Annotated in this window: 21 protein-coding genes and 1 tRNA gene; 13 read left to right on the top strand and 9 right to left on the bottom strand. The window is 50.2% G+C overall.

The features are described from left to right. Positions 1–124: 124 nt before the first annotated feature. The 3 genes from glmS to CHB83_RS07285 all read right to left on the bottom strand — a co-directional run bounded on the left by glmS (position 125) and on the right by CHB83_RS07285 (position 4367). Entirely contained in the window at positions 125–1960 is a 1836-nt protein-coding gene (gene glmS, locus CHB83_RS07295; protein ID WP_045689048.1) for a glutamine--fructose-6-phosphate transaminase (isomerizing), read from the bottom strand. 111 nt (positions 1961–2071) lie between these two features. Then, complete coding sequence (locus CHB83_RS07290; RefSeq protein WP_045689047.1) at positions 2072–3571, bottom strand: DUF4270 family protein; 1500 nt, start codon at positions 3569–3571, stop codon at positions 2072–2074. After that, positions 3555–4367: a glycogen/starch synthase gene (locus CHB83_RS07285; protein WP_045689046.1), complete on the bottom strand. Its 813-nt coding sequence runs from the start codon at positions 4365–4367 to the stop codon at positions 3555–3557. The genes CHB83_RS07290 and CHB83_RS07285 overlap by 17 nt, the downstream gene beginning before the upstream one ends. A gap of 120 nt (positions 4368–4487) precedes the next feature. Here CHB83_RS07285 and panC point away from each other — a divergent pair, with 120 nt between their 5' ends. The 7 genes from panC (at position 4488) to CHB83_RS07250 (ending at position 10682) form a co-directional block, all read left to right on the top strand. Then, positions 4488–5339 carry a pantoate--beta-alanine ligase gene (gene panC, locus CHB83_RS07280; protein ID WP_045689045.1) on the top strand — a complete coding sequence of 284 codons (852 nt, stop codon included), beginning with the start codon at positions 4488–4490 and terminating at the stop codon, positions 5337–5339. A 132-nt stretch (positions 5340–5471) separates the two neighbouring features. Next, complete coding sequence (panD, locus tag CHB83_RS07275; RefSeq protein WP_045689044.1) at positions 5472–5819, top strand: aspartate 1-decarboxylase; 348 nt, start codon at positions 5472–5474, stop codon at positions 5817–5819. Positions 5820–5899: 80 nt separating this feature from the next. Further along, positions 5900–6949, top strand: a complete 1050-nt coding sequence (locus tag CHB83_RS07270) for a lysylphosphatidylglycerol synthase transmembrane domain-containing protein (protein ID WP_052695302.1) — start codon at positions 5900–5902, stop codon at positions 6947–6949. Further along, the gene (gene rfaE2 / locus CHB83_RS07265) at positions 6939–7421 is read left to right on the top strand and encodes a D-glycero-beta-D-manno-heptose 1-phosphate adenylyltransferase (RefSeq protein ID WP_045689043.1); all 483 of its coding nucleotides are present in this window, start codon (positions 6939–6941) and stop codon (positions 7419–7421) included. The genes CHB83_RS07270 and rfaE2 overlap by 11 nt, the downstream gene beginning before the upstream one ends. A 90-nt stretch (positions 7422–7511) precedes the next feature. After that, positions 7512–8210 carry a zinc metallopeptidase gene (locus CHB83_RS07260; RefSeq protein ID WP_045689042.1) on the top strand — a complete coding sequence of 233 codons (699 nt, stop codon included), beginning with the start codon at positions 7512–7514 and terminating at the stop codon, positions 8208–8210. A 253-nt stretch (positions 8211–8463) separates the two neighbouring features. Next, the gene (locus CHB83_RS07255; protein WP_089332159.1) at positions 8464–9603 is read left to right on the top strand and encodes an acyl-CoA dehydrogenase; all 1140 of its coding nucleotides are present in this window, start codon (positions 8464–8466) and stop codon (positions 9601–9603) included. A 155-nt stretch (positions 9604–9758) separates the two neighbouring features. Next, a complete protein-coding gene (locus tag CHB83_RS07250; protein ID WP_045689040.1) occupies positions 9759–10682 on the top strand; it encodes a helix-turn-helix domain-containing protein in 924 nt (307 codons plus the stop codon). 110 nt (positions 10683–10792) lie between these two features. Here CHB83_RS07250 and CHB83_RS07245 read toward each other — a convergent pair whose 3' ends face one another. Genes CHB83_RS07245 through CHB83_RS07235 form a run of 3 tightly spaced genes read right to left on the bottom strand, consistent with a single transcriptional unit; the run spans position 10793 to position 12679 of the window. Continuing rightward, positions 10793–11572, bottom strand: a complete 780-nt coding sequence (locus CHB83_RS07245) for a geranylgeranylglyceryl/heptaprenylglyceryl phosphate synthase (RefSeq protein WP_089332158.1) — start codon at positions 11570–11572, stop codon at positions 10793–10795. After that, positions 11550–12284 (bottom strand): hypothetical protein, encoded by a 735-nt coding sequence (locus tag CHB83_RS07240; RefSeq protein ID WP_089332157.1) that lies wholly within the window; start codon positions 12282–12284, stop codon positions 11550–11552. The genes CHB83_RS07245 and CHB83_RS07240 overlap by 23 nt, the downstream gene beginning before the upstream one ends. 8 nt (positions 12285–12292) lie before the next feature. Then, positions 12293–12679 carry a phage holin family protein gene (locus tag CHB83_RS07235; RefSeq protein WP_045689794.1) on the bottom strand — a complete coding sequence of 129 codons (387 nt, stop codon included), beginning with the start codon at positions 12677–12679 and terminating at the stop codon, positions 12293–12295. Between the two features lie 147 nt (positions 12680–12826). Between CHB83_RS07235 and CHB83_RS07230 the strand changes: the two genes are divergently transcribed. Continuing rightward, positions 12827–14041 carry a J domain-containing protein gene (locus CHB83_RS07230; protein WP_143437032.1) on the top strand — a complete coding sequence of 405 codons (1215 nt, stop codon included), beginning with the start codon at positions 12827–12829 and terminating at the stop codon, positions 14039–14041. Here CHB83_RS07230 and nagB read toward each other — a convergent pair. Next, entirely contained in the window at positions 14010–15926 is a 1917-nt protein-coding gene (nagB, locus tag CHB83_RS07225) for a glucosamine-6-phosphate deaminase (protein ID WP_089332155.1), read from the bottom strand. The two genes, CHB83_RS07230 and nagB, sit on opposite strands and share 32 nt — an antisense overlap. 22 nt (positions 15927–15948) lie before the next feature. After that, positions 15949–16287: a hypothetical protein gene (locus CHB83_RS07220; RefSeq protein WP_179225479.1), complete on the bottom strand. Its 339-nt coding sequence runs from the start codon at positions 16285–16287 to the stop codon at positions 15949–15951. A 532-nt stretch (positions 16288–16819) separates the two neighbouring features. Between CHB83_RS07220 and CHB83_RS07215 the strand changes: the two genes are divergently transcribed. Beyond that, complete coding sequence (locus CHB83_RS07215) at positions 16820–18052, top strand: hypothetical protein (protein WP_089332154.1); 1233 nt, start codon at positions 16820–16822, stop codon at positions 18050–18052. 416 nt (positions 18053–18468) lie between these two features. Here CHB83_RS07215 and CHB83_RS07210 read toward each other — a convergent pair. Further along, a tRNA-Phe gene (locus CHB83_RS07210) sits at positions 18469–18541 on the bottom strand. A gap of 180 nt (positions 18542–18721) precedes the next feature. Between CHB83_RS07210 and CHB83_RS07205 the strand changes: the two genes are divergently transcribed. From CHB83_RS07205 to CHB83_RS07190, 4 genes are all read left to right on the top strand, one after another. Next, positions 18722–20116, top strand: coding sequence for a (Fe-S)-binding protein (locus tag CHB83_RS07205; protein WP_143437030.1), 1395 nt, complete (start codon positions 18722–18724; stop codon positions 20114–20116). A gap of 120 nt (positions 20117–20236) precedes the next feature. Then, entirely contained in the window at positions 20237–21091 is an 855-nt protein-coding gene (locus CHB83_RS07200) for a (Fe-S)-binding protein (RefSeq protein WP_045689802.1), read from the top strand. 137 nt (positions 21092–21228) lie between these two features. Further along, positions 21229–21711 (top strand): hypothetical protein, encoded by a 483-nt coding sequence (locus tag CHB83_RS07195; RefSeq protein ID WP_089332152.1) that lies wholly within the window; start codon positions 21229–21231, stop codon positions 21709–21711. 114 nt (positions 21712–21825) lie between these two features. Beyond that, positions 21826–23757 (top strand): OmpA family protein, encoded by a 1932-nt coding sequence (locus CHB83_RS07190; protein WP_089332151.1) that lies wholly within the window; start codon positions 21826–21828, stop codon positions 23755–23757. Positions 23758–24414: the final 657 nt, after the last annotated feature.

The following is a 24414-nucleotide window of genomic DNA, read 5'->3' as shown; positions in this document are numbered from 1 at the left end:
AAATGAGAAAGCCAAAGTAAGAGGAAATTCTCCGGCCGTATAGTATACCCAAAATAGGAATTCCATAGAAAGAAGAAGGCCGTTCCGGGATACCAGAACGGCCTTCTTCTTTCTATGGAATCAATTATTCTACCGTTACCGACTTAGCCAAGTTACGGGGCTGGTCTACGTTGCAGCCGCGCATAACCGCAATATGGTAGGAGAGCAACTGTAATGGCACTACTGAAACCAGGGGCGTTAGTGCTTCGCTGGTAGCAGGTACCTCAATCACAAACTCTGCCATGGGCGGAATTACGGTGTCACCCTCGGTAACTACGGCAATGATGCGGCCCTTACGTGCCTTTACCTCCTGAATGTTGCTTACTACCTTCTCATACGAGCTATCCTTGGTAGCAATAACAACCACCGGCATGTTTTCGTCGATGAGTGCGATAGGACCGTGCTTCATTTCAGCAGCAGGGTAGCCCTCTGCGTGGATGTAGCTAATCTCCTTTAGCTTAAGCGCGCCTTCTAGTGCTACAGGGAAGTTGTAGCCTCGGCCCAAGTACAGGAAGTTGGAAACATCCTTGAAGATCTCAGAAATCTGCTCAATCTCTGTGTTCAGCAACAGCGCTTTCTCCACTTTGGCCGGGATGGTAGCAAGCTCCACCATCAACTCCCGCAGTCTAAGGTCGGTGAGCGTACCACGCTTATGACCCACAATCATGGCTAGAATCGTGAGCACGGTAACCTGGGCCGTGAAGGCTTTGGTAGAGGCTACGCCAATCTCGGGGCCAGCGTGCGTGTAGGCACCCGCGTCCGTAGCACGTGCAATGCTGCTACCAACTACGTTGCAGATACCAAAGATGGTAGCTCCCTTGCTCTTCGCTAACTCAATAGCGGCGAGCGTGTCAGCCGTTTCTCCAGACTGAGAAATAGCAATTACGATGTCTCGCTCTGTGATGATAGGGTTTCGGTAACGGAACTCCGAAGCGTATTCTACTTCTACCGGAATACGAGCTAGGTCTTCGAGCAAGTACTCTGCTACCAAGCCCGCATGCCACGACGTACCACAAGCCACAATAATGATGCGGTCGGCGTTCATAAACTTGCGCTCGTAGGCCCGCACACCTCCCATGTTCAGGTGGCCAGCTTCCAACTCCAAGCGGCCCCGCATAGAGTCGAGAATAGAACGAGGCTGTTCGAAGATTTCCTTGAGCATGAAATGCTCATAGCCACCTTTCTCAATGCTATCAAGTGCTAACTCCAGCTTCTGGATATACGGCGTCTGCTGTACGTCTTCCTTGGTACGAATGTCCAGCTTGCCGTCGCGGATTACTGCGATTTCGTAGTCATTTACATATACTACCTCGTTCGTATACTCGATGATGGGCGTAGCATCCGAAGCCAAGAAGAACTCGCCTTCTCCAACTCCAATCACGAGAGGAGAGCCTTTGCGGGCGGCAATAAGTTGATTTGGCTCGTCTTTGCTCAATACTACAATGGCATAAGCGCCTACTACCTCATGCAAGGCAAGACGAACGGCCTCTTCTAAAGAGCAGTGGTTCTGCTTCTGAATTTCCTCAATCAGATTACCGAAAACTTCCGTGTCGGTATCAGAATGAAACTCGTGCCCTTGCTGCTGTAAGTGCGTCTTCAGGGCCGCATAGTTTTCAATGATGCCGTTATGGATAATGGCAATGCGCTCCGATGTAGAGTAGTGGGGGTGAGCGTTTACGTCGTTCGGCTCGCCATGGGTAGCCCACCGTGTATGACCCATGCCAATATTGGCGTGCGTATCCTTATCAGAGATAAAGGCCTCTAGTTCGGCTACTTTCCCTTTTTTCTTATATACGCTAAGCTGTCCGTTGAGTAGAGCTACCCCTGCCGAGTCATAACCACGGTACTCTAGGCGACGCAGGCCTTTGATGATGATAGGGCAGGCCTCACGGTGCCCAATGTAAGCGACAATTCCGCACATATTAAGTAGGTTGTGTCAGAGCGAAAATTTCTTGGGGAAAAGCAAAATCGGGCGGCAACGGCAAAAGCCGTGCCGCCCTTTTCAGATGGGCCGTAATAGCCAGTGTTTAGCTTATTGGAGGGTAGAGTAGTAAACGCGCAACTTAATGCCTCCGTTAGAGCTTGCGTCTAGGAGCGAGCGGTTTAGGGTTAACGAGGTATTGCTACGTAATACCGGAGAAAGTAGCAGCCCGCTAGGTAAGTCGCCGTTGAGCCTATTGGTTAAATAAGCTTGGATATACTCCGTCATGTTTAGGGAGTAGTACTGCGGCTCTAGCCCGAGGGGGAATGTAGCACTAGCCGGATACCCAATGCCAGCCGGGGAAATACGGACACTGCTATTGGGCAATGTTCCTTCTGCTTGTACTAATCTCTCAGCGGTAGTAGCACCTACCGTGCGTTCCAATACCTTGTTCTGATTGTCTACTTCGTACAAGTATACATTTGGAGCATAGGGGAATAGCCCGTTGCTATACTGCCGAATGGGAATTAGTAACTCAGCTCGGTTAATTACCCGATTCGTATTCGACTTTAGAGCCGACAAACCTTGCAACTCAATACGTGTACCAAGAGCTACTCCTTCTTGCAAATACGTGTAGGGGAAGTCAGAAGTAGGCACTACCTGCGCTCCAGGAGAATTGAGGGCCGCCAAACGCGTACCGCTAAAGTCGGTGGAGAGCTGAGTAAAGAACTTTGCATCCGCTGCTGTTGCTGAAGGTGCATTGCCGAATAGGATGTTGTAGACAATGGGGCGTAGCTTCGCTCCGCTTCTCGTACGACCTTGGTAATAAAAGGCGATTCGAGTTTCGTTGGTGCGGTTGAATGCCACGACATTGTCCTGAAAACCAGCCGTAGGACCAAGTGCAAGGCCACGCAGGATAGTGTTGATCTTATCCTGATTGAAGCCGGTAGCCCTTTGCGCAGAGAACAATGCATTAGCCAGCGCTGCCGTCTGCGGAAAGTTAAGTAGCGGTATGCGCACTACCCGATCCGGTACCGTAGTAGTAATTACGGTAGTTGTAGTATCGGTAGTGGAGCTAGCAGCAGTACGGGTCTTTACCTGACGGTTTCGGTTCAAAGAACCGGCAAAGCCAGATAGCAATGCGGTGCTAGTCGGTACCGATGATTCAGAGTTGTAAGCAGTGCGCTCACCAAGAGGTTGTTGGAGCTGAAACAAGTCTAGACGGACAGGCTGGGTAGCCGTACCATATACTTGGTTAAACCCAAGATGCAGTACTACCGAATCTAGCTTTACATCCGTGAAGTTCGTTGCCAACAACGAGTCAGGAGAGCCAATTTGTGCATTCAGGAATGCCCGGGCAGTCGTAGTGCCTACGTTAGCATCCCGCACGCGCCCCACCAGAAAGTGGGAGGCTTGTGCTGTTTGCACTGGGGCCTGCCGCGAGGTTGTAGCGGGCAGGGTTATGTCTTGGTATTGCGTTGAGATAGGGGAGGTGCCCGGAAGCTCTAACCCCAAATCGTTGGCTTTCTCGCACCCTGTGGCAAGGCCAAGAAAAGCGGCAACGGATAGAGAAACCGACGTGAGTCGGATGGCACTAGCTGGCCAGTTCATTATAGAGAGCGTAGTAAGAAGTCAGCAGGTTTTCATCGGCGCCTACCTGCCCAATTTGTTTTTTCTCCGAGTACTCCGAAAATAGCGTATTCAGGTTCTCACTGAAATCTTCGTCCGACTTCACAACCGAATCAGAGTACTCCATTCCTACCTTAATAAAACCACCAAAGTCGGCTGATTTCAGAGCGGCCAGCATTTCATCGTCAATGTCCAGCATCTTCGCTTTCTCAATGATGTCGCCCTCAAACTTGTGGTCGAACTCATTGTTGTAGATGGTAAACACCGATTTAGCGTCCTTGAAGATGGGGTCTTTCTTGTACGTTGTCTTCAGGTACATCGGAATCAGGCCTGTCATCCAGTCGTTGCAATGCACGATATCCGGTGCCCAGCCTAGTTTCTTTACTGTTTCCAACACACCTTTGCAGAAGAAGATGGCGCGCTCATCGTTGTCGGCGTGGAACTTGTCGTTCTTGTCTACCAACACCGATTTACGGTGGAAGTAATCTTCGTTGTCGATAAAGTATACCTGCAATTTGGCATTTGGAATGGACGCCACTTTGATGATAAGCGGCTTCTCATCTTCGCCAACGGCAATGTTGATGCCTGACAAACGTACTACTTCATGCAGCCGGTTTTTACGCTCGTTGATGATGCCGAACCGGGGCACGAAAATGCGGATTTCCATCCCCATTTCCTGCATTCCCTGCGGCAGCCGCCGCAAAAACTCCGCTACCTTGGTCGTTTGCAGAAACGGATTGATTTCCGTGGCAGCATAGAGTATTCTCAACTTGGACATACTAGGTCAGTTGGTGTAAATGGGAGAGGGCAACACTTTGGGATGCACAAAATTAAACATTTTTGAGGGAAAATTCAACCCTACCCACCCGACTACTCGCCGAATAGGCCATTTACTTCTATGGAGATACTGAATACCGCTACTGCGTTGCAAGCCCGCACGGAAGAATGGCGGCGTGCCGGGCAGCGCATTGGACTAGTGCCCACAATGGGAGCATTGCACGAAGGGCATTTGCAACTGGTGCGTGCTGCCGCTCAAGAGTGCGAGGTGGTAGTAGTGAGTGTTTTCGTGAATCCTACCCAGTTCAACAACCCCGATGATTTTCGCTTGTACCCGCGCCTGCCAGAGGCAGATGCAGAGTTGCTAGCTCCGGCAGGATGTACAGCGTTGTTCTTGCCATCGGTAGAGGAAATGTATCCTCAATCAACGGTACTCCAGTTTAGCTTTGGTAAACTGGAGCAAGTGATGGAGGGTACTCACCGCCCGGGTCACTTCAATGGTGTAGCTACTGTAGTCAGCAAGCTATTCCACATGAGCCGCCCTCACCGAGCCTACTTCGGACAAAAAGATTTGCAGCAGGTAACCATTGTACGCCAGCTCATTGCTGACTTGTCGTTCGACTTGGAGTTGGTGGTGTTTCCAACCGTGCGCGAAGCCGATGGGCTGGCAATGTCATCACGTAACCGGCGTTTGTCAGCAGAAGCGCGGGCCGTAGCCCCCCGTTTGTATGCTGCCTTGCAACTGGCCGCCCAACGTAGTACTGCCCGAGCTGTTTCCCCAGAGGAGGCGCGGCAGGCTGCCCTAGATTATTTGGCCGCAGAACCTGCAATTGAGGTAGAATATTTGGAGGTGGCGGATGCCCGTACGCTGCAGCCTGTGACGGAATGGCAGGAAACCAAAACCGTTGCGCTGTGCTTAGCTGCCCACCTGGGCGGGGTGCGCTTGATTGATAACTTGGTAGTGACGCTTTAAAAGCCGCTCAGTGTTAAATAACAGATTCGGGCGTTAGGTCTGCGCACTGCACTGGCCTTGGTGCTGTTGCTTCTTGGTACACGTGTAGCTTCTGTATCTTTACGGCCTTTCTGCCACCCGCTTCTTACTCACATGCACATAGAAGTTCTTAAGTCTAAAATCCACCGTGTAAAGGTTACGCAGGCGGAGCTCCACTACGTAGGTAGCATCACAATTGATGAGGACCTGCTGGACGCCGCTAACATGGTGGAAAATGAGAAAGTAACCATTGTGAACATCAACAATGGAGAGCGTTTTGAAACCTATACAATCAAAGGTGAGCGGGGCTCGGGCATGATTTGCCTGAATGGACCTGCGGCTCGGCGCGTGGCTGTTGGCGACATTGTCATCATCATCTCCTACGCCCTGATTGACTTTGCCGAAGCGAAGGCGCACAAACCCACTATTATTTTCCCCGACCAGCATAATCGGCTAGGGTAATTCTCTACCTGCAAAGGCCAATCGCGAGTTACTTTAGCCCGGCTTAAGCCCGAGCCACATCCAACCACCAAGCAGAGCACGTGAAGCAGCTGTTGACTATCCTCAAATATGCCTTGCTGCTGTCCGTATCGGGGCTGCTGATGGGGTATGCCATGCAAGGCCAACCCCTAAGTGACATTGGGGCGCGGATGAAAGAGGCCGACTATTCTTGGTTGGCAATTACTATGGTACTGTCGGCGCTGGGGTACTTCAGCCGGGCCTACCGGTGGAAAATGCAGATAACCCCCACCGGACACACGCCTTCCTACTGGGACGTGTATCATGCGATGATGGTAGGCTACCTGGCGAACTTGGTACTACCGAGGATGGGCGAGGTGATTCGGTGCTCCGTGTTGCAGCGCACTAGTAAGGTGCCTGTGCAGGTAGCACTGGGTACCGTGGTAACGGAACGGGTGATAGACGTGCTGGTACTGCTAGGCTTACTAGGAACCACGCTGCTGCTCGACTTCAACCGCTTCTGGATTTTCGTCACGGATAAGATACTAGCTGGCCGCCTCGATACGCTGGAGCGTAATCGCACGCCATTGCTGATTGCCGGGGTTATTATCCTCTTACTACTGGCTGGTTTGGCATATACCCTGTTTCGCAACTTGGAGCGTCTGCGACAAAATGCTTTGTTTAACAAGGTAGTGCTACTTATTAAAGGGGTGTTATCGGGGGTATTTAGCGTCCTAAAAATGGAGAACAAATGGCTCTTTTTGCTCCATACGTTCTTCACTTGGGCAGTATACTACCTGATGGACTACTTGGCCTTCTTCTGCTTTCCGGCTACGTACGATTTGGGTATGCGGGCGGGTTTGGCCGTACTCACTTTCGGTGCCTTTGGTATGGCTGCTCCCGTAGCGGGCGGTATTGGTCCTTTCCACGTGATGGTGCAGGGCATTCTGCTGGCGTATGGTGTAAGCAAGGAAGCTGGCATTACTTACGCACTAGTTGTACACGGCTCCCAAACGCTCCTCGTCGTTTTGATGGGTGGTATCAGCTTTGTGGCCAGTATGATCAAATCGGGCAAGGTGGCCCGGCGGATAGTGCCGGCCCCTGTTCTTACCGTAGCAGCAGATGTGGACTAAAGACAAAATACGCTCCCTGGCCGAACTGCTGCCAGTGGTAGCGGAGTGGAAGTTGGCAGGCGAAAAAGTAGTGTTTACTAACGGCTGCTTTGACCTCCTACACTTAGGTCACGTCGACTACCTAGAGAAAGCTCGCCACCTCGGCGACCGGCTTATTGTAGGGCTTAATACAGATGCTTCGGTAAGCTGCTTAAAGCCTGGGCGGCCCTTGCAAGACGAAGTGTCACGGGCACGGGTCTTGGCCTCTCTTTTGTTTGTGGATGCCGTAGTTCTCTTCGGTGAGCAAACCCCTTTGACCCTGATTGAAGCCATATTACCCAACGTCCTAGTTAAGGGGGATGACTATACCATCAGTGGAATTGTAGGCCACGAAATAGTGTTACAAAACGGCGGGCAGGTCCTGACCGTACCACTCGTAGCTGGGTACAGCACCACGCGCATCGTTGAGCAAGTACTTCGTACTGCGAAGTGAAGTAGAAATGAAGTGAGGAGGGAGATGTACCCGAGTCAACGTTTCTACTCGGTTCGTTGCTTCATCACTTAACTCTCTCTACTCCACACCATGTATTACAACTCAAGTCCTATCTACCTCATTGTCATCTTGGCAATGGTAGTAAGCTGGCTGATCCAGTGGCGCCTGAAAAGCAAATTCAGCAAGTACGCCCAAATTGGTTTACAGTCTGGCCTGTCAGGTCGGCAAATTGCGGAGTTGATGCTTGCCGACCACGGCATTACCGATGTTCGGGTAATTAGCACGGAAGGTCAACTAACTGACCACTACAACCCCGCCGATAAAACTGTAAACCTAAGTGAGGCCGTGTACGAGGAGCGTAGTGCAGCCGCTGCAGCTGTGGCAGCTCACGAGTGCGGCCACGCAGTGCAACATGCCACGGCATATAGCGCGCTACAGTTCCGCTCGGCCATGGTGCCTGCGCTCAGTGCCGTTTCTAAGTTCATGCCTTGGATTCTACTAGCCGGCGTGTTCATGATCAAGACCACACTGATTCCACTGGGGTTGGGTATTGTGCTATTCTCGCTGACTACCTTGTTTTCCTTTGTAACCCTGCCTGTAGAGTTCGATGCTTCAAAGCGGGCTCTTGCCTGGATTGATAAGCGGGGTATTGTAACACCACAAGAACACGCCATGGCAAAGGACGCACTGTGGTGGGCTGCCATGACCTACGTAGTAGCAGCTATTAGCTCCCTAGCTACACTATTGTACTACGTAAGCATCTTTATGGGTAGCCGCGACCGTCGTTAATCGGCACTGCTCCTCTTAGGCACTTCAGCATACAGACTGCCGCTCCCATTCTTCGGGGCGGCAGTTTTGCGTATCTGGGCAGCCCTTGGGCGCGTACCATCAAGCCAATACAACGAACTTCCTATCCGTAATAGGATGTTGCGGAGAAAAGAAATTCGGCATGCGCACTTTTTCTGCGCGGGCTAAAACGTAATTTTGAGCGTGGCCGCCCACCGGCCAGTAGAGAATATTCCCACCACCCCACCCTTTTCACATGGATTTTCAGCTCACTGAAGAACAATTGGCTGTGCAGGCCGCCGCTCGTGATTTCGCTCAAAATGAACTTTGGGCCGGTGTTATTGAGCGTGATGAACACCAAAAATTTCCTGCCGAACAAATCAAGAAAATGGGGGAGCTAGGCTTCCTCGGTATGATGGTTAGCGCCGAATATGGCGGCGGAGGCATGGACACGGTGAGCTACGTGCTGGCTATGGAGGAAATCAGCAAGGTAGACGCCTCCTGCTCAGTTATCATGTCCGTAAACAACTCCCTTGTATGCTGGGGGCTTGAGAAATACGGCACCGAGGAGCAGAAGCAAAAGTACTTGACGCGCCTCACTACGGGAGAGATAATAGGAGCCTTTGCCCTTTCTGAGCCCGAAGCTGGATCGGACGCTACCAGCCAAAGCACTACGGCGGAAGACAAGGGCGATTATTACCTACTAAACGGCACCAAAAACTGGATTACGAACGGTACCACGGCCTCCGTATACCTAGTAGTTGCCCAAACAAACCCTGAGCTAAAGCACCGCGGCATCAACGTGCTCATCGTGGAGAAGGGGATGGAAGGCTTCCAGACGGGGCCTAAGGAAAATAAGCTCGGCATTCGTGGCTCCGACACGTGCTCTTTGCTGTTCAACGACGTGAAGGTGCCGAAAGAAAACCGCATTGGGGATGATGGCTTTGGCTTCAAATTCGCCATGCAGGTTCTAGCTGGCGGCCGTATTGGTATTGCTGCCCAAGCGCTTGGTATTGCCTCGGGTGCGTATGAATTGTCGTTGAAGTATGCCAAAGAGCGTAAGGCTTTTGGTGTTCCTATTTCGCAGCACCAAGCTATCCAGTTCAAGCTCGCGGATATGGCCACCAACATTGATGCTGCTCGCTTGCTCTGCCTACAAGCTGCTCACGACAAAGATGCGCATCAAGATTATGCTAAATCCGGTGCTATGGCCAAGCTGTTTGCTTCAAAAACTGCCATGGACACGGCCGTTGAAGCTGTACAAATTCATGGTGGGTATGGCTTTGTAAAAGAATATCATGTAGAGCGATTGATGCGTGATGCCAAAATCACGCAGATCTACGAGGGAACCTCTGAGATTCAGAAAATTGTAATCTCACGCGAAATCCTAAAGTAAGTTTAGAATAGCCTAAAATTCAGAAATATTGCATTAAACCCAGTCGAAAAACGACTGGGTTTTCGTTTTTGTGAATTTTTATATGTTATTTTGCATTACGTAAGTCGGAGGTACTATTTCCTTTGTTTATGAAGTGCACCCAAACCACCCAATAGATGGAAGATTATAATAAAGTGATAGAGTCGCTTGGTGTGCGATACATCAAGGCGAAAAATTTAGTGTTGCAGCAGCCGTTTACGGTACGCAACTCCTATGACGTTGGCAACAACCTGATTTTGTTGCACAAAGGACGGATTTCTTTTGGTGATGAGGAGCAGGTGGTAGAAGAGGGGGAGATGTTATTTATTCCCGGTGGCCGTGCTACAAAAGTTACCTATGGTGAAACTTCCTCGAAGAGTATCACCAACGACGACCTCATTAGCAATAAGGACAAGTTTTTCCATTCCAATATGGATCTTGACCTCATTGGTGATGCTGAAGAAAGCCACTCCTTTGTAAGCTTCGAAGCCAAGGTGTTCGATTCAGTGAACTTCTTTGCTTCACTGGACGTACCTGCGTTCCTCATCTCGAACAACTCCAAGCTGGCTAACCTCATCATTAAGGTGGTGGAAGAGAGCTTGCAAGAATTGCCAGGTCGGGAGCGTCTCATCACAATCTACACCGAGAACATCGTAGTAGAGATTGTGCGCTACATCCTAAAGAACAAGATGTTTGTGGAGCAGCTGGCTACCAACAGCACCTACTTCAAGGACCCTCGCCTCATTGATCTTTTCAACTACATCAAGGAGAACATCGGCGGCGACTTGTCTAACAAGGTGTTGTCGGGAGTGGCTAACGTGAGCGAGGACTATGTAGGTCAGTACTTCAAAATGCTGACCGGTATTAACCCGCAAGACTACATTGAATACCAGCGCATGGAGCGTGCTGTATTCCTGCTCCGCACTACCAAGAAAAGCATCCGCGACATTGGTAAGGAAGTAGGTTACAAGGACACAGCTTATTTCTGCCGCCGTTTCAAGATGATGTTCGGAATTCCAGCTGGCAAAATGCGCCGCCGCGAATCCGCCATGAACATCTAACTGATGCAGGACTGCTTCTAGGTAAAGAAGTAGGAAGTCATCCATACAGAGAAAGCCCCGCCTAAAGCGGGGCTTTCTCTGTATGGATGACTTCCTACGTAGCTGCTAAACTAGTCGGACAAATCAGCTGTGATACGGGAGCTGTTGAAGCTGCGAACTATCCCCGACATGTCGGCTAAGAACCCAGGGTCTTTCTCTATCTGATTGCCCACAACAACAACGTCGGCGCCAGCAGCCAGGGCAGCCTGGGCTTTTTCGGTTGTGTTGATACCGCCCCCTACAATGATAGGAACTTCTACCGCTTGGCGTACGGCCCGAATCATGGCCGCAGAAACGGGATACATGGCACCGCTACCACCATCCAAGTACATCAAACGCAAGCCTAGCTGCTCACCGGCCATAGCCGTGCATGCAGCAATGGCCGGTTTATCGTGCGGAAGCGGTGTGGTACCACTCATGTAGCTGGCAGTAGTTTGCCGGCCGGTATCTACTAGCATATAGCCCGTAGGCAGAATTTGCAGGTTACTTTGGCGTAGTAGGGGCGCTGCAATAACATGCTGTCCAATTAGGAACTCAGGGTTGCGGCCCGATATCAGCGACAGCAATAGAATGCCGTCGGCTTGGTCATCTAGGTGCAAGCTGTGGCTAGGAAACAGCAGCACCGGCACAGATGAGTGAGATTTTATTAAACGAATGAGGGCAGCCTGGCGAGAATTCATCACCAAGCTGCCACCCACAAAAAAGTAATCTACTGTATGCTGCTCACTTAGCTCAAGCAAATGCCGACAACTAGTCTCGTCCAGATGGTCGGGGTCTAGCAAGACCGCCAGCGACTTCTGGCCGTGGGCTCGGCGTTTGCTTAGAGTTTCATAGAGAGTAGTGAGGCGCATCCGCGTCGTCGTGGAAAGTAAATTCAATATCCTTGGTTTCGGGCTCCGCATGAACGGGGCCAGAAGATGCAAGGTCGGGATTTTTAAGGATTGGTAAATACTCGCTGGCTTTCTTTGCTACGTAAGCCATGAGAACAGCCGAAGCCTGCGCCACTAGCATCTTACCTGTGTCAGACTGCAGGAAAGTTTTGAAAGCAGAGGCTACCACCGACGAAGATTCCTCGGTGGCCTGGGTACCGCGGTAGCTAGCAATAGGGTACCGTCCTGTATAGCCCTGCGCAGGTGCCGGAGCAAATGGGTCGCTGTCGTTGGTATAGGCGTTGGAGAAGCCGGTAGAAGAGCCAGTGTACGCTCTAGTCTGGCCCCGGTCTTGCTGGTGATGGCCAGCCCCAAAACCAAGATCGTCCGCTACGGAGGTATCCACAGTAGTAGAAGCCAGCGGGCGCCGGGGACGACTTGCCTGGTGCAAGCGGTGACGCTCGTACTCTTTGTCGTTGCCGAGTTCAGCGTGCTTCTTCTTGCCACCAAAGGCTTTCGAGAGTAACCAAATGCCACCCAAAACGCCGGCGCCAATGGCTACATACTTGCTCACCTCCTGGGTTTTTGCTTTGATTTCTTCGACGTCACCCATCAGGGCGCGCTCATACTCCAGCTTCTGACGTTCCAGAAACTCCTTTTCGTCCTCAAACAAGGGGTTGTGCAGATCGGCCATATACTAGGTTAAGCTTGGCGTTTGTCAGATTTGTAAATAGTGTTGTTCATCAGCTTGTCTGCCAAACCTTGGAACAGCTTCTTATCAACTCCCACCACAAAAATGATGAGCAACACTAGGTAGAAAGCTGCTACGATGCCGAACCCCCAGAATGGGCTGTCCAACACATCGTTGAGAAGCAGGGCAATAAACAAGTTCAGGAAGATGAAGAAGAAAAGGCCAATGGCTGCCATGGCAACGCCGTGCAGCGTACCGACTAAGGCAACTTTCGCCTTCTCTTGCACTTCTAGGCGCACCAGGTCAATCCGGGTGTCAAGGTAGCCTTTCACATTACCAATAATATTATCGGTACGGGGCGTTTTGGTATCGTCGTCGTCGGTGGAGAAGAGGCCCATACGTGGGAGTAAATTGATGGGGAACAATATTACAGTTACAGACGTCAGAAAGCGGCGACTGCGCTAGCTTTTCAGGTAGCCCCTTCTTACGGAAAAGGCAGCGGCGTGTCTGAAAATTGACGTACTTTTACCTTATACTGCCCTATTTTGAGCCAGAACTACTATCAGGTACTGGGGGTCCCGGCTACTGCGACGGCCCAAGAGATTAAAGTAGCTTACAAACGGCTTGCTGTGCAGTATCATCCAGATAAGCACGGCGGCAATGCCCTGTATGAGGACTTATTCAAGGCTGTAGCCGCGGCCTACCATGTTTTGGGAGATGTAGGGCGCCGCGCCCAGTATGATTATCAGCTGCAACTCGCTGTCCGCCGTGCCGAAGAGCTACGTCGTCGGCAGCAGTTTCAGAATCAAACTCAACATTTATACGGGGTGCCCATGCCGCCCCCCGCACCCTTGCGTACGCGCCGGCCAGCCGCTTCCGCCGAGCGGCACTATCGGACTATACCCAAGCAGCGCCCAAAATTCACGCGTCGCGACTACTGGCTGACTTCCTTGATTGTATTTGGGCTGCTGGTATTCATGCTTTCCGTGAAGGTTACCATGGACCACGTCACGGCAGTAAGCAACTACCAAGATGGGGTAGAGGCATACTCCAGAAGTGAGTGGAGTACGGCCCATAGCTTTTTCACGGAAGCGCTGCACTTCAAGCCCACTTACCTGAAAGCCCTGCGGCGCCGTGGTGAGGTAGAGCAGTTTGTGTATCACAACTACACTGCAGCTCGGGCCGACTACTTAGCGGCCCTGCGTGAAACTACTTCCAAAACTGAGCGTGCGACCCTGTTGCTGCGCATTGGTCAATGCCATAAGGCCCTTGCCCACCCTAAGTCGGCCCAAGAGTATTTTGCCCGGGCTTTGGCTCTGGATACTACGCTGGCGCGCGCCTGGCTAGCCCAGGGCGAAAATTTATTATTCCGGCAGCGGCAGTTTAGGGCGGCTACTCGCACCTTTTCGGCAGGCCTGCGCCACACAACAGCACCCACCCTGATGGCGCGCATGCTGTTGTACCGGGGGCTGGCACACTACAAGCTACAGGATTTCGGGGCTGCTCGCGCCGACTACTGGCAGGTGTTGACAATTACGCCCCGGAGCGGTCAGGTATATTTTCTTCTGGGCCGGGTGGCGCAACAAGAAGGCGCTACCCAGGAAGCATGCGAGTTCTTTCGGCGGGCAACGGTACAAGGATATCACCTAGCGGATACTATCCGGCAGAAGCTATGTACTCCAGTAGTCCCACAGCGTCTTAAGAAGAAGTTTGCGCCTACTACATCAGCTAAAAGTGCCAGCGCACAAACGCCTCAATAGCTTCATACTCCGGTAGGCCTAGTAAATCGTAGAGTTGAGCCGTTGTGCGGTTGCGCTCCTCGGCCCGCTGCCAAAATTCCCGTTGGTCGGCTCCTGGGAACAGTGGTCGGTCTTTCTGCGACTGGTGTTTGAAGATAGCACGGCGCTTGCGCGTAAGTTCTTGGGGCGAAAGCGGCACTGCCATTTCAATCTGGTCAATGTCCCACTCTTGCCAAGCCCCGCGGTATAGCCATACCCAGCAGTGCTGTAGCCATGCTGTGTCGGTGGCTTTTAACCGGTGGATAGCTTCAAAAATTGCTGCCAGGCATACCCGGTGCGTGCCGTGCGGGTCCGATAAATCGCCGGCCGCATACACTTGCTGCGGCTGCACTTGGTTAAGTAGCTCAATGGTCAGGCGAATATCCTCTTCGCCAATAGGCTTTTTGCGTACTCGTCCAGTCTCATAGAAAGGCAAGTTGAGGAAATGTACCTGCTCGTCTGGAATGCCCGCATAGCGGCAGGCACTCTTGGCTTCACCTCGGCGAATAAGCCCTTTTATCTGTTGCACCTCGTCGGAGTCTACTTGGCCAGGCGCCTTGTTTTTTAGAAACTCCGTAACTCGCTGATACAGCGTGCTAGCTGGTTGATCGTCAAGGCGGAAAGCTTCGTCGTACTCAGCTACAAACTCAGCAAACCGAATAGCCTCATCATCAAACACCGCAATGTTGCCGGAGGTCTGGTAGGCTACGTGCACCTCATGGCCCTGATCGACAAGCCGGAGTAGAGTGCCCCCCATCGAAATTACGTCGTCGTCGGGGTGAGGAGAAAAGATCAGAATGCGCTTCGGAAATGGAGTCGCCCGCTCAGGGCGGTTGGTGTCATCTGCGTGGGGCTTACCACCCGGCCACCCCGTAATGGTACGTTGTAACTGATTAAAGACCTTGATATTGATGTTGTATGCCAAGCCAGATTGAGCGAGCAGCTCTGAAAGCCCGTGTTCGTTGTATTCTTGGTCGGTAAGTTTCAGGATAGGCTTTTGTAGGGCTCGGGCTAGGCTTATTACAGCTTTTCGTACTTGTGCATCGTTCGTCCAGTCTAGCTGAGCCCCGACTAGCCACGGGGTCTTAGTTCGGGTTAGCTCCGCGCCAGCGGCTTGGTCTAGCACCACCTGCACGTGGGCGTGCTGTTGCAAATAGGTTGCGGGAACCGAATCAGTCATGTCGCCTTCCACCATGCGTTTTACTACGGCAGCCTTGCCTTCGCCCCAGGCTAGTAGTACAATCTGCCGGGCTTCCAGAATGGTGCCTACCCCCATGGTAATAGCTCTTCGTGGCACGTTCTCCTCCCCATAGAAGTCGGAGGCTGCATCGGTGCGGGTGATGTGGTCGAGGGTAATGAGGCGGGTACGGGAGCCCAAGCCTGAACCCGGCTCATTAAAGCCAATGTGACCCGTGCGGCCAATGCCCAGTACCTGTAAGTCGATGCCGCCTACAGCCCGAATCTGCTCCTCGTAGCGCTGGCAAAACGCATTCACTTCTGCCTGAGGAATGGTCCCATCGGGAATATGGATTTGAGCAGTCGGAATATCGATGTGGTCAAACAGGTACTCGTGCATAAAGCGCACGTAACTCTGCAACGAGTCGGGCGCCATAGGGTAGTACTCATCTAGATTAAAGGTGACAACATTGCGAAAGCTCAGTCCGTCGTGCTGGTGCAAGTACACTAGTTCCTCGTATAGCCGAGTAGGAGTAGAGCCCGTAGCTAGACCTAGTACACACGGCCGACCCTCTGTTTCACACTGGCGAATCAAATCTGCTATTTGGCGGGCAACTGCAATGGCCGCTTGTTCCGAGTCGGGGTAGATAACTGTAGGCAAGCGCTCAGCGCGATGTACGTCAGTAATCATGTGGTGTGCAGCTAAAACGTTCTTATTGCGCGGTCAACCACTCCTCGGCCTCCGCTACCGTGTTGAAGTACCGAAAAGAAATTTGTTTGCCAACCACTGTGCCCACTGCCCGAACTGCTAAGCGGGTCAGGGCTTCTTCGCTTTCCACAATGGCGCAGTAACCGTAGTTCGCATCGTGGATGGCTTTGGGTACCCACACTTCTGCCAACCATTGCTGCATTTCAGCTGAAATCGGGCGTCGATGGGCGTGGTTACTCAAAATCTTGTTCAAACCTAAGCGCTGCATAGCAAGCGTCGTTTGCTCATACACTTGCTGCAAAGCAAAGGTGCTAGCAACTGCGGCAGTCCAGTTCAGTCGCACATAGCCTGCTGAACTACACACTACAGTACAGGCGGCATTAGAGAAGCAAGTGCTTTCGAAATGGAAGGAGCTCGGCATGTAAGAAAGATAGTCTTTCAAATGCAGAGTGCCATGATGGCCAAAAAGGCATAATGATTTAAAAATAAGGTGTTAGTGGTTGCGCCCAAAAAAGTGCTACTGGCTTATCAAGCCAATAGAGTGTTACAGATTTTATGGCTGAGCTTGAAATACTGTTGTATAAAGTTTACGTTTAACCCCGCTTTAGAAAAAGACAGCGCCATAGTGCTTTGTTAGCATAGTAGCCGTTGTGAAAGATATTATCATACTTGTATTAAAATTAGATTGATTTAATAATTATTGCTTGCCCAAGAGTAGATATGTTAATGATTTAATGGTGTAGTAGTATAATATTATATACTGCGTATAATTCATACTTGTGTTATAACTGTTAAGTGTGTGTGATTTAATGATTGTAGTAGATCATGTATTCTGCTTATTTAGTAACCACTCTGTTTTCAATACATTTCCTGTTATGAGTAGCTCCAAAAGACTTGAGAGCTTTGACTTGCTTCGATTATTTTTCGTGTTGCTTGCATTGATTTCACATTTTAGAATTTCGCAAGGGGCAGGCTATGAGCTTGATAAGCTTTCTTTACAAAAGAAGCTAAGCATTTTTCACCTGCCATATCATATTGCCCTTACGCGTTCTTCCATGCCCGCTTTACTCATCATATTTGGCTTTATGATTGAGTACGTATATGCTAAGGTGTGGAAAGAAAAGGGCGGAGCCGTAGTGCTTGAGAAAATGATGACTAGGACAATAGTGTGTTATCTGGCCTTTATAACTCTTGCCGGGCTGGCAATATTCACACAAGGAGGAGGCGCCCCTAAAACGTATTTAGGAACAATGTTATTTATATACAATGAAGAGGGTAAAGCTTTTCTATTCAAGTATTACACCTTCTTGATTCCGTTTGTATTTATCTTGATGTGGGTTCGGTTTCGGTATAATGTGCTCACGGAAGTGCTGTTAGTTGCGGGGCTAATTGCCATAGCAGAAATTATGAAGGGTAAATTTTCTGTACTTCCTCACCCATTTACTCACTTAGGGGAAAATATTTTTGGCGTTGGAAATAAAATAGGACCAAGCGTTATTCATTCTCTATTGCTAATAACATTCGGTGGATTAACTGCCAACTATATTAGAGTAAAGAATCGGGATGGTAGGACTTGGCTTTTGTATGCACTAGTGCTAGCTTCTATAATAGCTGTGGGTGCAGAAATGCAAAAGCTTGGGTTTGCTAAGTTTATAGTTATTATGGCATCTACTAGAACATACCGAGCCCATAATAGCTATGTGTATTTCGCTTTTGGAATTATATCATTCTTATTATTCTGGGTAGTGTCCTGGCTAATATCTAAACGGCTTGGTGACCGAGTAAAGGAGATTATAAGTTATTATGGAGGGAATACCTTTATTATATTTCTTTACGGTAATATTATTTTGTTGTTTTTTCCTAAGATCAACACAACAGGAGTTTCATACCTGTTCTGGATAGTCGTATTTCTTGCTATGTCTTTAGGTTGTGTTAACCTGTATTACTGGTTGAACCAGAAGTCGTTTCTTGTAAAAAAATATAATAAAGCCGTACGAGCAATTGCACCTAACACATTGCGTATTGCATCGAAAGTTGCTCAAATAAAAGCAAAAGAAGTCCGTACGCATCTTATAGAGGTCAACTCTACTTCAACGCTTGACAAGTAACTAGAAGGCGCAGATCATTGTATCCAGCACTACCAGGCTAGGATAGTGGACCAGCTACTACCTCCTGGCATGAGCATTTAGCGTTTCTTATAACTGCGTCCAATTAGGATAAGCTATTTATACATGGCCATCTTAATTGGACGCAGCCAGTATAGGACCGAAAGAAACTACAATCTTCAAGATAGGTTGCTACTTGCTTAAACTGCTAACGAGCAGATAGGGCAGGAATTGAACGTAGTTTCAATGGCGTTGCTAGGAAGTTTCAAGCCACAGGGTTAAGGCTCTACAGTTATTTGAACGCCTACTTCTCGCCAACGAAAGAGGAAGGTGCGCTGCTGATCCAGTGTGGCGAACCTGATTTTGAAAAATAGGCTGAAAACAAAAAGGCCCCTCATTCCAGATGAGGGGCCTTTTAGTGGTAATGGTTGGAATCGAACCAACGACACCAGCATTTTCAGTGCTGTGCTCTACCAACTGAGCTACATTACCAGCTCGTGGTTCCCCGGAGGCGTTGTGGCCGTTGGGGAGCACAAAAGTAGCAAAGCTTTCTCAACCTGCAAGCGTCAAGCAAAAAAAATATTTCGAGCGCAACATAGAAAGCTAAAAGCTGTAATTTGTTATGCATACCGAGTATATTTCGGCTTAAACTCCAAACCTACCCAAATTCCCGTGCACTTTTCCATCCAAAACATTCTCTTCCTGCTAGTAGCAGTGGCGGGCTTCGGTCTGTTCATCTGGCAGGCACGGAAGATTAGGGCCAATATTCTAGTCGGGCGCGACCGGGATATGAGCGGCCATGTAAATGAACGTCTCTGGAAGACAGTATTGGTGGCCTTCGGTCAGCAGAAGATGTTTAAGCGCCTAACGCCAGCCATCCTCCACCTGATAGTTTACGTCGGTTTCATTGTCATCAATATTGAAGTAATAGAAATCCTGATAGACGGTCTGTTTGGCACGCACCGAGTTCTGCAATTCTTGGGGCCGTTATACTCAGCCCTAACGGGTACCAACGAGATACTAGGTGCGCTGGTAGTTCTGGCCGTAGCGGCTTTCTGGTGGCGGCGTAATGTCAAAGGTATTCGTCGGTTTACGGGTCCTGAGTTGCGTGCTTGGCCCAAGCTTGATGCAAACATCATCCTCTACATAGAGGTAGCGTTGATGGCCGCTCTGTTCCTGATGAACTCCGCCGACCTGAAGCTTCATCAGCTGGAAGGGAAAGACCTACCGGGTGCTTTTCCCATCAGTCAGTTTCTAACTGGGCTATTACCCGAAAATACTACGGCCTTACACGCGCTGGAGCGAGTAGGCTGGTGGGCTCACATTGTAGGAATTTTGTGCTTCCTGAACTACCTGCCTAGCTCTAAGCACTTCCATATTATCATGGCTTTCCCCAACGTGTACTTCTCGCGGCTGATGCCACAAGGGCAGTTCTCGAATGTGGATAGCATCACGCATGAAGTGAAAGCCATGATGGATCCTACGTACGAGGTACCTACTCCACCGGCTTCTGAGGGTGCGGAGGCTGCGCCTACTGCTTTCGGAGCCAAGGATGTGAATGACTTGGCTTGGACCAACCTACTCCATGCCTATTCCTGCACTGAGTGCGGCCGCTGCACATCGGTGTGTCCTGCCAATCTCACGGGCAAGCTCCTGTCACCGCGCAAAATCATCATGGACACGCGCGACCGAATGGAGGAGAAGTATAATTCGCCACTTATCTTCAATCCTAACCTGTACGGCAAGGAAGCTAAGCACGACCCCCAGGAGCAGCTAGACAAAGAAAACCACACATTGCTGCGGGGCTACGTCACGCCGGAGGAGCTATGGGCTTGCACTACGTGTAATGCCTGCGTTGAGGCCTGCCCAGTGAATATCAACCCGCTGGAAAGCATCATTGAGATGCGTCGGTTCTTAGTACTGGAAGAATCAGCGGCACCAAATTCTCTGAACGTGATGTTCTCCAACATTGAGAACAATGGTGCTCCCTGGGCCTTCTCGCCATCGGACCGCTTCAACTGGGCCGATGATCTGTACGTGGCCGATAAGAGCGCAACGGTGGCCTAAAAAGGCCGCGTTCCTGTGCTGCCCTGGTAGCATAGTCACCGTATTCTAACCTCACTTCGACAAGTATTACCTGCTATAATGGCTGAGCAAACTGCCAAACGTCAAGTATCCGTTCCGATGATGGCCGATCTGGCGGCCCGGGGCGAAACCCCAGAAGTATTGTTTTGGGTGGGCTGCGCTGGTGCCTTTGATGACCGATATAAGCGAGTTACGCGGGCTTTCGTCCGTATTCTAGAGCACGTAGGTGTTAACTACGCTGTACTGGGCATGGAGGAAACCTGCACCGGCGACCCCGCAAAGCGGGCCGGTAATGAGTTTCTTTTCCAAATGCAGGCCATGCAGAACATTACTACCCTCAATGGCTACGGTATCAAGAAGGTAGTGACGGCGTGCCCACACTGTTTTAACACGATTAAGAACGAGTATCCCGCGCTAGGCGGAGAGTATGAGGTTATTCACCATAGCACCTTCCTGCAGCAGTTAATCAATGAAGGCCGTGTGAAAGCCGAGGGTGGAGAGTCTTTCAAAGGCCGCCGCATTACTTTCCACGATTCCTGCTACCTGGGCCGTGCAAACAATATCTACGAGGCCCCACGGGCAGTACTAGAAGTGCTAGATGCCGACCTGCTGGAAATGAAGCGCTGCAAAACCAATGGGCTTTGCTGTGGCGCTGGGGGCGCTCAGATGTGGAAAGAGCCTGAGCCCGGTAAGAAGGATGTTAATATAGAACGCGCCGAAGAGGCACTAGCGACGCTCGATGGAGATGCTGATGTCCTTCTCAACCTGCAGGGAGTAGAAAGCACGGCTCCTGTACTTCCCGCTGGCTCCAATCGGGGCGGTAGCGTCATAGCGGTGGCTTGCCCATTTTGCATGACCATGATGGCCGATGGAGTAAAGAATAAAGAGCGGGAACAAGACGTACAGGTATTCGACCTGGCTGAGTTGATTGCATCCGCTGAGGGCCTGAATGCCTAGCCTAGTGAAGAACATAGAATAGCAGCCCCGCCGGAACTTACCGACGGGGCTGTTTCTTTACAGAAAATAAGGTGACCTATTTCGGCGTTCTTACATTGCCGAAATAGCTTTCTAGTTCTCTTTCTGCTACTCTGCGCATGTATGTTCCCTTCGACCAGCTGGCCCCCACGGCTCGGCTGTGGATTTATCAAGCAAACCGACCTCTGACCCTAGATGAGGTAGAAACAGCGCAGCCGGCGCTTCGCTACTTTGCCGACCAATGGACGAGTCACGGTCGTACCTTACAAGCTTCCGCTACTATCCTGCACCAACAGTTCCTAGTAATTGGACTCGACGAAGCGGTAGCCGACGCCAGTGGCTGTTCCATCGACGCCTCGGTTCGTTTTGTGAAGGCGTTGGAAGAACAGTTGCAAGTTTCGTTGCTTGAGAAAAGTCAGTTGGCTTTTCTAATAGATGGGCAAGTAAAGTCGCTTGACCGCCGGGAATTGCGCGCTGCAGTAACTGCCGGTACGCTTCAGCCCAGCACGCTGTACTTCGATAACACCATCAACCACCATAGTCAGCTACAGTCTGCTTGGCCTGCTCCAGCGGCAGCAACGTGGCTAGCGCGCTACTTTTGAATCCTAGGCAAAAAGGCCATGCAGGTTAAAATCCTACCTAAACTTAGTATTATTAGCTTCCCATTCGTTTCCGTGAGCACACTCTATCCTTTCCACCCTAGTTTCTCTCAAGCCATGAAAAACTTTACTCTGCTATGTGCCTCCGTAGGTTCTGTTGCGCTGCTAAGCGGCTGCGCTACCTCCGGCAGCGTGAGTAAAGCCGATAAGCGTTTCGCCCGCGGCGAGTATGAAACGGCTATATCTTTATATAAGGCAGATGTAGCAAAGGGAAAGAACGTTGCTCAATCGAACTACCGCGTAGCAGAATCCTATCGATTGTCTAATCGTCTTGATCAGGCAGAAGACTACTACAAAGCTGCTATTGCAGGGGGCGTGAAGAATGCGGATGCTGGCTTCTATTATGGTCAGGCGCTGAAAGCAAACGGGAAGTTTGAGGAAGCTGCCACTCAATTAGAGAGCTACGCACAAAACGGCACAAACCGCACGCTCGCGGCTCGCGCCGAGGGGGAAGCTAAAAATGCTCGCATGGCCACTTCTATCGTAGCTATGCGTACCAACAACGAGGTGATGGCCCTTGACCAGGTCAACTCCCCGTCTGCCGATTTTAGCGCTACCCTCCAGCCCGATACCAAGGAGCTAGTGTTTGCCTCGGGCCGCGACAGTAAAATCTACGCGGGCAATGGGGAAGGCTTTAATAACCTCTACGCGGTGAAGTTCGACGATGCTCAGAAAATGACTGGCGGCGCCGTACGTAAGTTAGAGCCCATTTTTAACTCCGAAGACAAGCACGAAGCCAGCGCCACGTACTCGCCCGATGGCAAGATGATGGTGTTTGCGCGCTCTAATAATGGGTCTAAGAAAGGCTACCTCAGTGTAGACCTGTGGGTGTCTTATTATAAAAATGGAGCTTGGACCGAGCCTGAAATTCTACGAGTAGTAAATAGTAGCACTGCTGATGAGTTTTCGCCTGTGTTTTCTCCAGATGGGCAAACGCTCTATTTCACTTCTACTCGTAAAGGTGGCCTAGGAGGCAATGACATCTATAAGGCTACGATGGAAACGCCTGGTCGCTTCTCAGCTCCTGAAAACCTCGGGGAACAGATTAATACACCGGGCAACGAAAACTTCCCCACCATTGCCCCCGACGGTAGCCTGTATTTCTCGTCCGATGGGCACCCTGGCCTGGGTAAGTTAGATATCTTTAAAGTTGAGAAAGGGAAGGTCGTAAACCTCGGTGCACCCATCAATAGCAATGGCGATGACTTTGCTCCTTTCTTTACAGGGCAAAAGATGGGCGTGTTTTCTTCTAATCGTGCGGGTGGTAAGGGTTCTGATGACCTATACATGTTCCGAGAGAAGCCCATTAAGCTTGTTACATTCTATGTTGATGGAACAGTTGTAGAGCGTAATGATAAAACTAGCGAAACGCTACCTATATCAGGGGAAATCGTAACGCTCTACAACGCGAAAGGGCAGAAGCTGCAAGACGTAACCACCAGTGCAAACGGCAAATTCAGTATCAAACTCGATACAGCTGCTGCAAACTATGCACTCATTGCTGATCGGGATGGCTATTTCACGGCTCGAAACACGCTCAGCACCATTGGCCGCAAGCCTGCTCAGGACGCCCTGCCAGATCCGATGAATGACGTGCGGATACCAGTAACTCTAACTCTGAGTAAGATTGTGAAGAATAAAGCCATTGTAGTAGACAATATCTTCTACGACTATGACAAGGCTGATATTCGCTCGGATGCTGCTGTAGAGCTAGACAAACTTGTTCAGACACTGAATGATAATCCCAAAATCACAATCGAGCTCAGCTCCCACACGGATTCCCGCGGCAAGGATGCTTATAACATGGCTTTATCACAGAAGCGCGCAGAGTCAGCTGTGAGCTACATTGTGTCTAAAGGCATAGACAAGTCGCGTATCACAGCCAAAGGCTATGGAGAAAGCCGTCCAGTAATTAAAGCGGCCAAGACGGAGGAAGACTATCAAAGAAATCGTCGTACTGAATTCAAGGTGACAAGAATCGACGAATAGAGGCTTGACAGCCTATAAACACAGTGGACCTAACTCATCATGAGTTAGGTCCACTGTGTTTATAGGCTGTTGTATAAAGCAAATTAGGTATTCGTGTCAGATTGTATTAGACTAAATGCCTTGATTACCAATGGATAAAATGATTTTGAATAACATTAGATCTAAAAAAGGAGAGCTTTTACTTGTATTCTACAATACCCCTCGTACTTTTGCACTCCCGAATCGAATGGAAGCGGGCAACGAGAAGTAACAAAAAAAGTTGCGTTCTGAAGTTGGAAACAAGAAAACAACAGTAGTATCTTTGCAGCCCGCTTCGAAAGGAAGTGTTGCAAGGGCAACTGAAAAAATCTTTGGCTTTTATTAACTGCTTGCAAAAAGTCAGTAAGTTTGTAGCCCAATTGAAAGTCTTGGTAGAGAGCGGTTTTGATTAAATAGTCTGCAAAAAAGCAGCTGTTGTATTTGGAACATTGAAGATAAATTCTCTACCTTTGCAGCCCGCTTCAATCGGAAGGGGGGCAGAAAAAGAAAGAGAAAAATTTTCCTTCTTTTTCTTGCGAATAGTAAAATGCTTCGTACCTTTGCAGCCCGCTACGGCTCGAAGGAGTTGCAGCCGCCACGCTCAGCGCGGCACAGGGTTAGTTTCAACTGGAAACTAGC

Origin of the sequence: Hymenobacter mucosus, assembly GCF_900188255.1 — a bacterium.
In the GTDB taxonomy this organism is placed as follows: Bacteria; Bacteroidota; Bacteroidia; order Cytophagales; family Hymenobacteraceae; genus Hymenobacter; species Hymenobacter mucosus.
The sequence above is the reverse complement of the archived record's forward strand: the minus strand, read 5'-3'. Positions and strand labels throughout refer to the sequence as shown.

Excerpts from the sequence above, each read along its gene's own strand:
- glmS (WP_045689048.1), bottom strand. The coding sequence starts at position 1,960 with ATGTGCGGAATTGTCGCTTACATTGGGCACCGTGAGGCCTGCCCTATC.
- CHB83_RS07290 (WP_045689047.1), bottom strand. The coding sequence starts at position 3,571 with ATGAACTGGCCAGCTAGTGCCATCCGACTCACGTCGGTTTCTCTATCC.
- CHB83_RS07285 (WP_045689046.1), bottom strand. The coding sequence starts at position 4,367 with ATGTCCAAGTTGAGAATACTCTATGCTGCCACGGAAATCAATCCGTTT.
- panC (WP_045689045.1), top strand. The coding sequence starts at position 4,488 with ATGGAGATACTGAATACCGCTACTGCGTTGCAAGCCCGCACGGAAGAA.
- panD (WP_045689044.1), top strand. The coding sequence starts at position 5,472 with ATGCACATAGAAGTTCTTAAGTCTAAAATCCACCGTGTAAAGGTTACG.
- rfaE2 (WP_045689043.1), top strand. The coding sequence starts at position 6,939 with ATGTGGACTAAAGACAAAATACGCTCCCTGGCCGAACTGCTGCCAGTG.
- CHB83_RS07260 (WP_045689042.1), top strand. The coding sequence starts at position 7,512 with ATGTATTACAACTCAAGTCCTATCTACCTCATTGTCATCTTGGCAATG.
- CHB83_RS07255 (WP_089332159.1), top strand. The coding sequence starts at position 8,464 with ATGGATTTTCAGCTCACTGAAGAACAATTGGCTGTGCAGGCCGCCGCT.
- CHB83_RS07250 (WP_045689040.1), top strand. The coding sequence starts at position 9,759 with ATGGAAGATTATAATAAAGTGATAGAGTCGCTTGGTGTGCGATACATC.
- CHB83_RS07245 (WP_089332158.1), bottom strand. The coding sequence starts at position 11,572 with ATGCGCCTCACTACTCTCTATGAAACTCTAAGCAAACGCCGAGCCCAC.
- CHB83_RS07240 (WP_089332157.1), bottom strand. The coding sequence starts at position 12,284 with ATGGCCGATCTGCACAACCCCTTGTTTGAGGACGAAAAGGAGTTTCTG.
- CHB83_RS07235 (WP_045689794.1), bottom strand. The coding sequence starts at position 12,679 with ATGGGCCTCTTCTCCACCGACGACGACGATACCAAAACGCCCCGTACC.
- nagB (WP_089332155.1), bottom strand. The coding sequence starts at position 15,926 with ATGATTACTGACGTACATCGCGCTGAGCGCTTGCCTACAGTTATCTAC.
- CHB83_RS07215 (WP_089332154.1), top strand. The coding sequence starts at position 16,820 with ATGAGTAGCTCCAAAAGACTTGAGAGCTTTGACTTGCTTCGATTATTT.
- CHB83_RS07200 (WP_045689802.1), top strand. The coding sequence starts at position 20,237 with ATGGCCGATCTGGCGGCCCGGGGCGAAACCCCAGAAGTATTGTTTTGG.
- CHB83_RS07195 (WP_089332152.1), top strand. The coding sequence starts at position 21,229 with ATGTATGTTCCCTTCGACCAGCTGGCCCCCACGGCTCGGCTGTGGATT.
- CHB83_RS07190 (WP_089332151.1), top strand. The coding sequence starts at position 21,826 with ATGAAAAACTTTACTCTGCTATGTGCCTCCGTAGGTTCTGTTGCGCTG.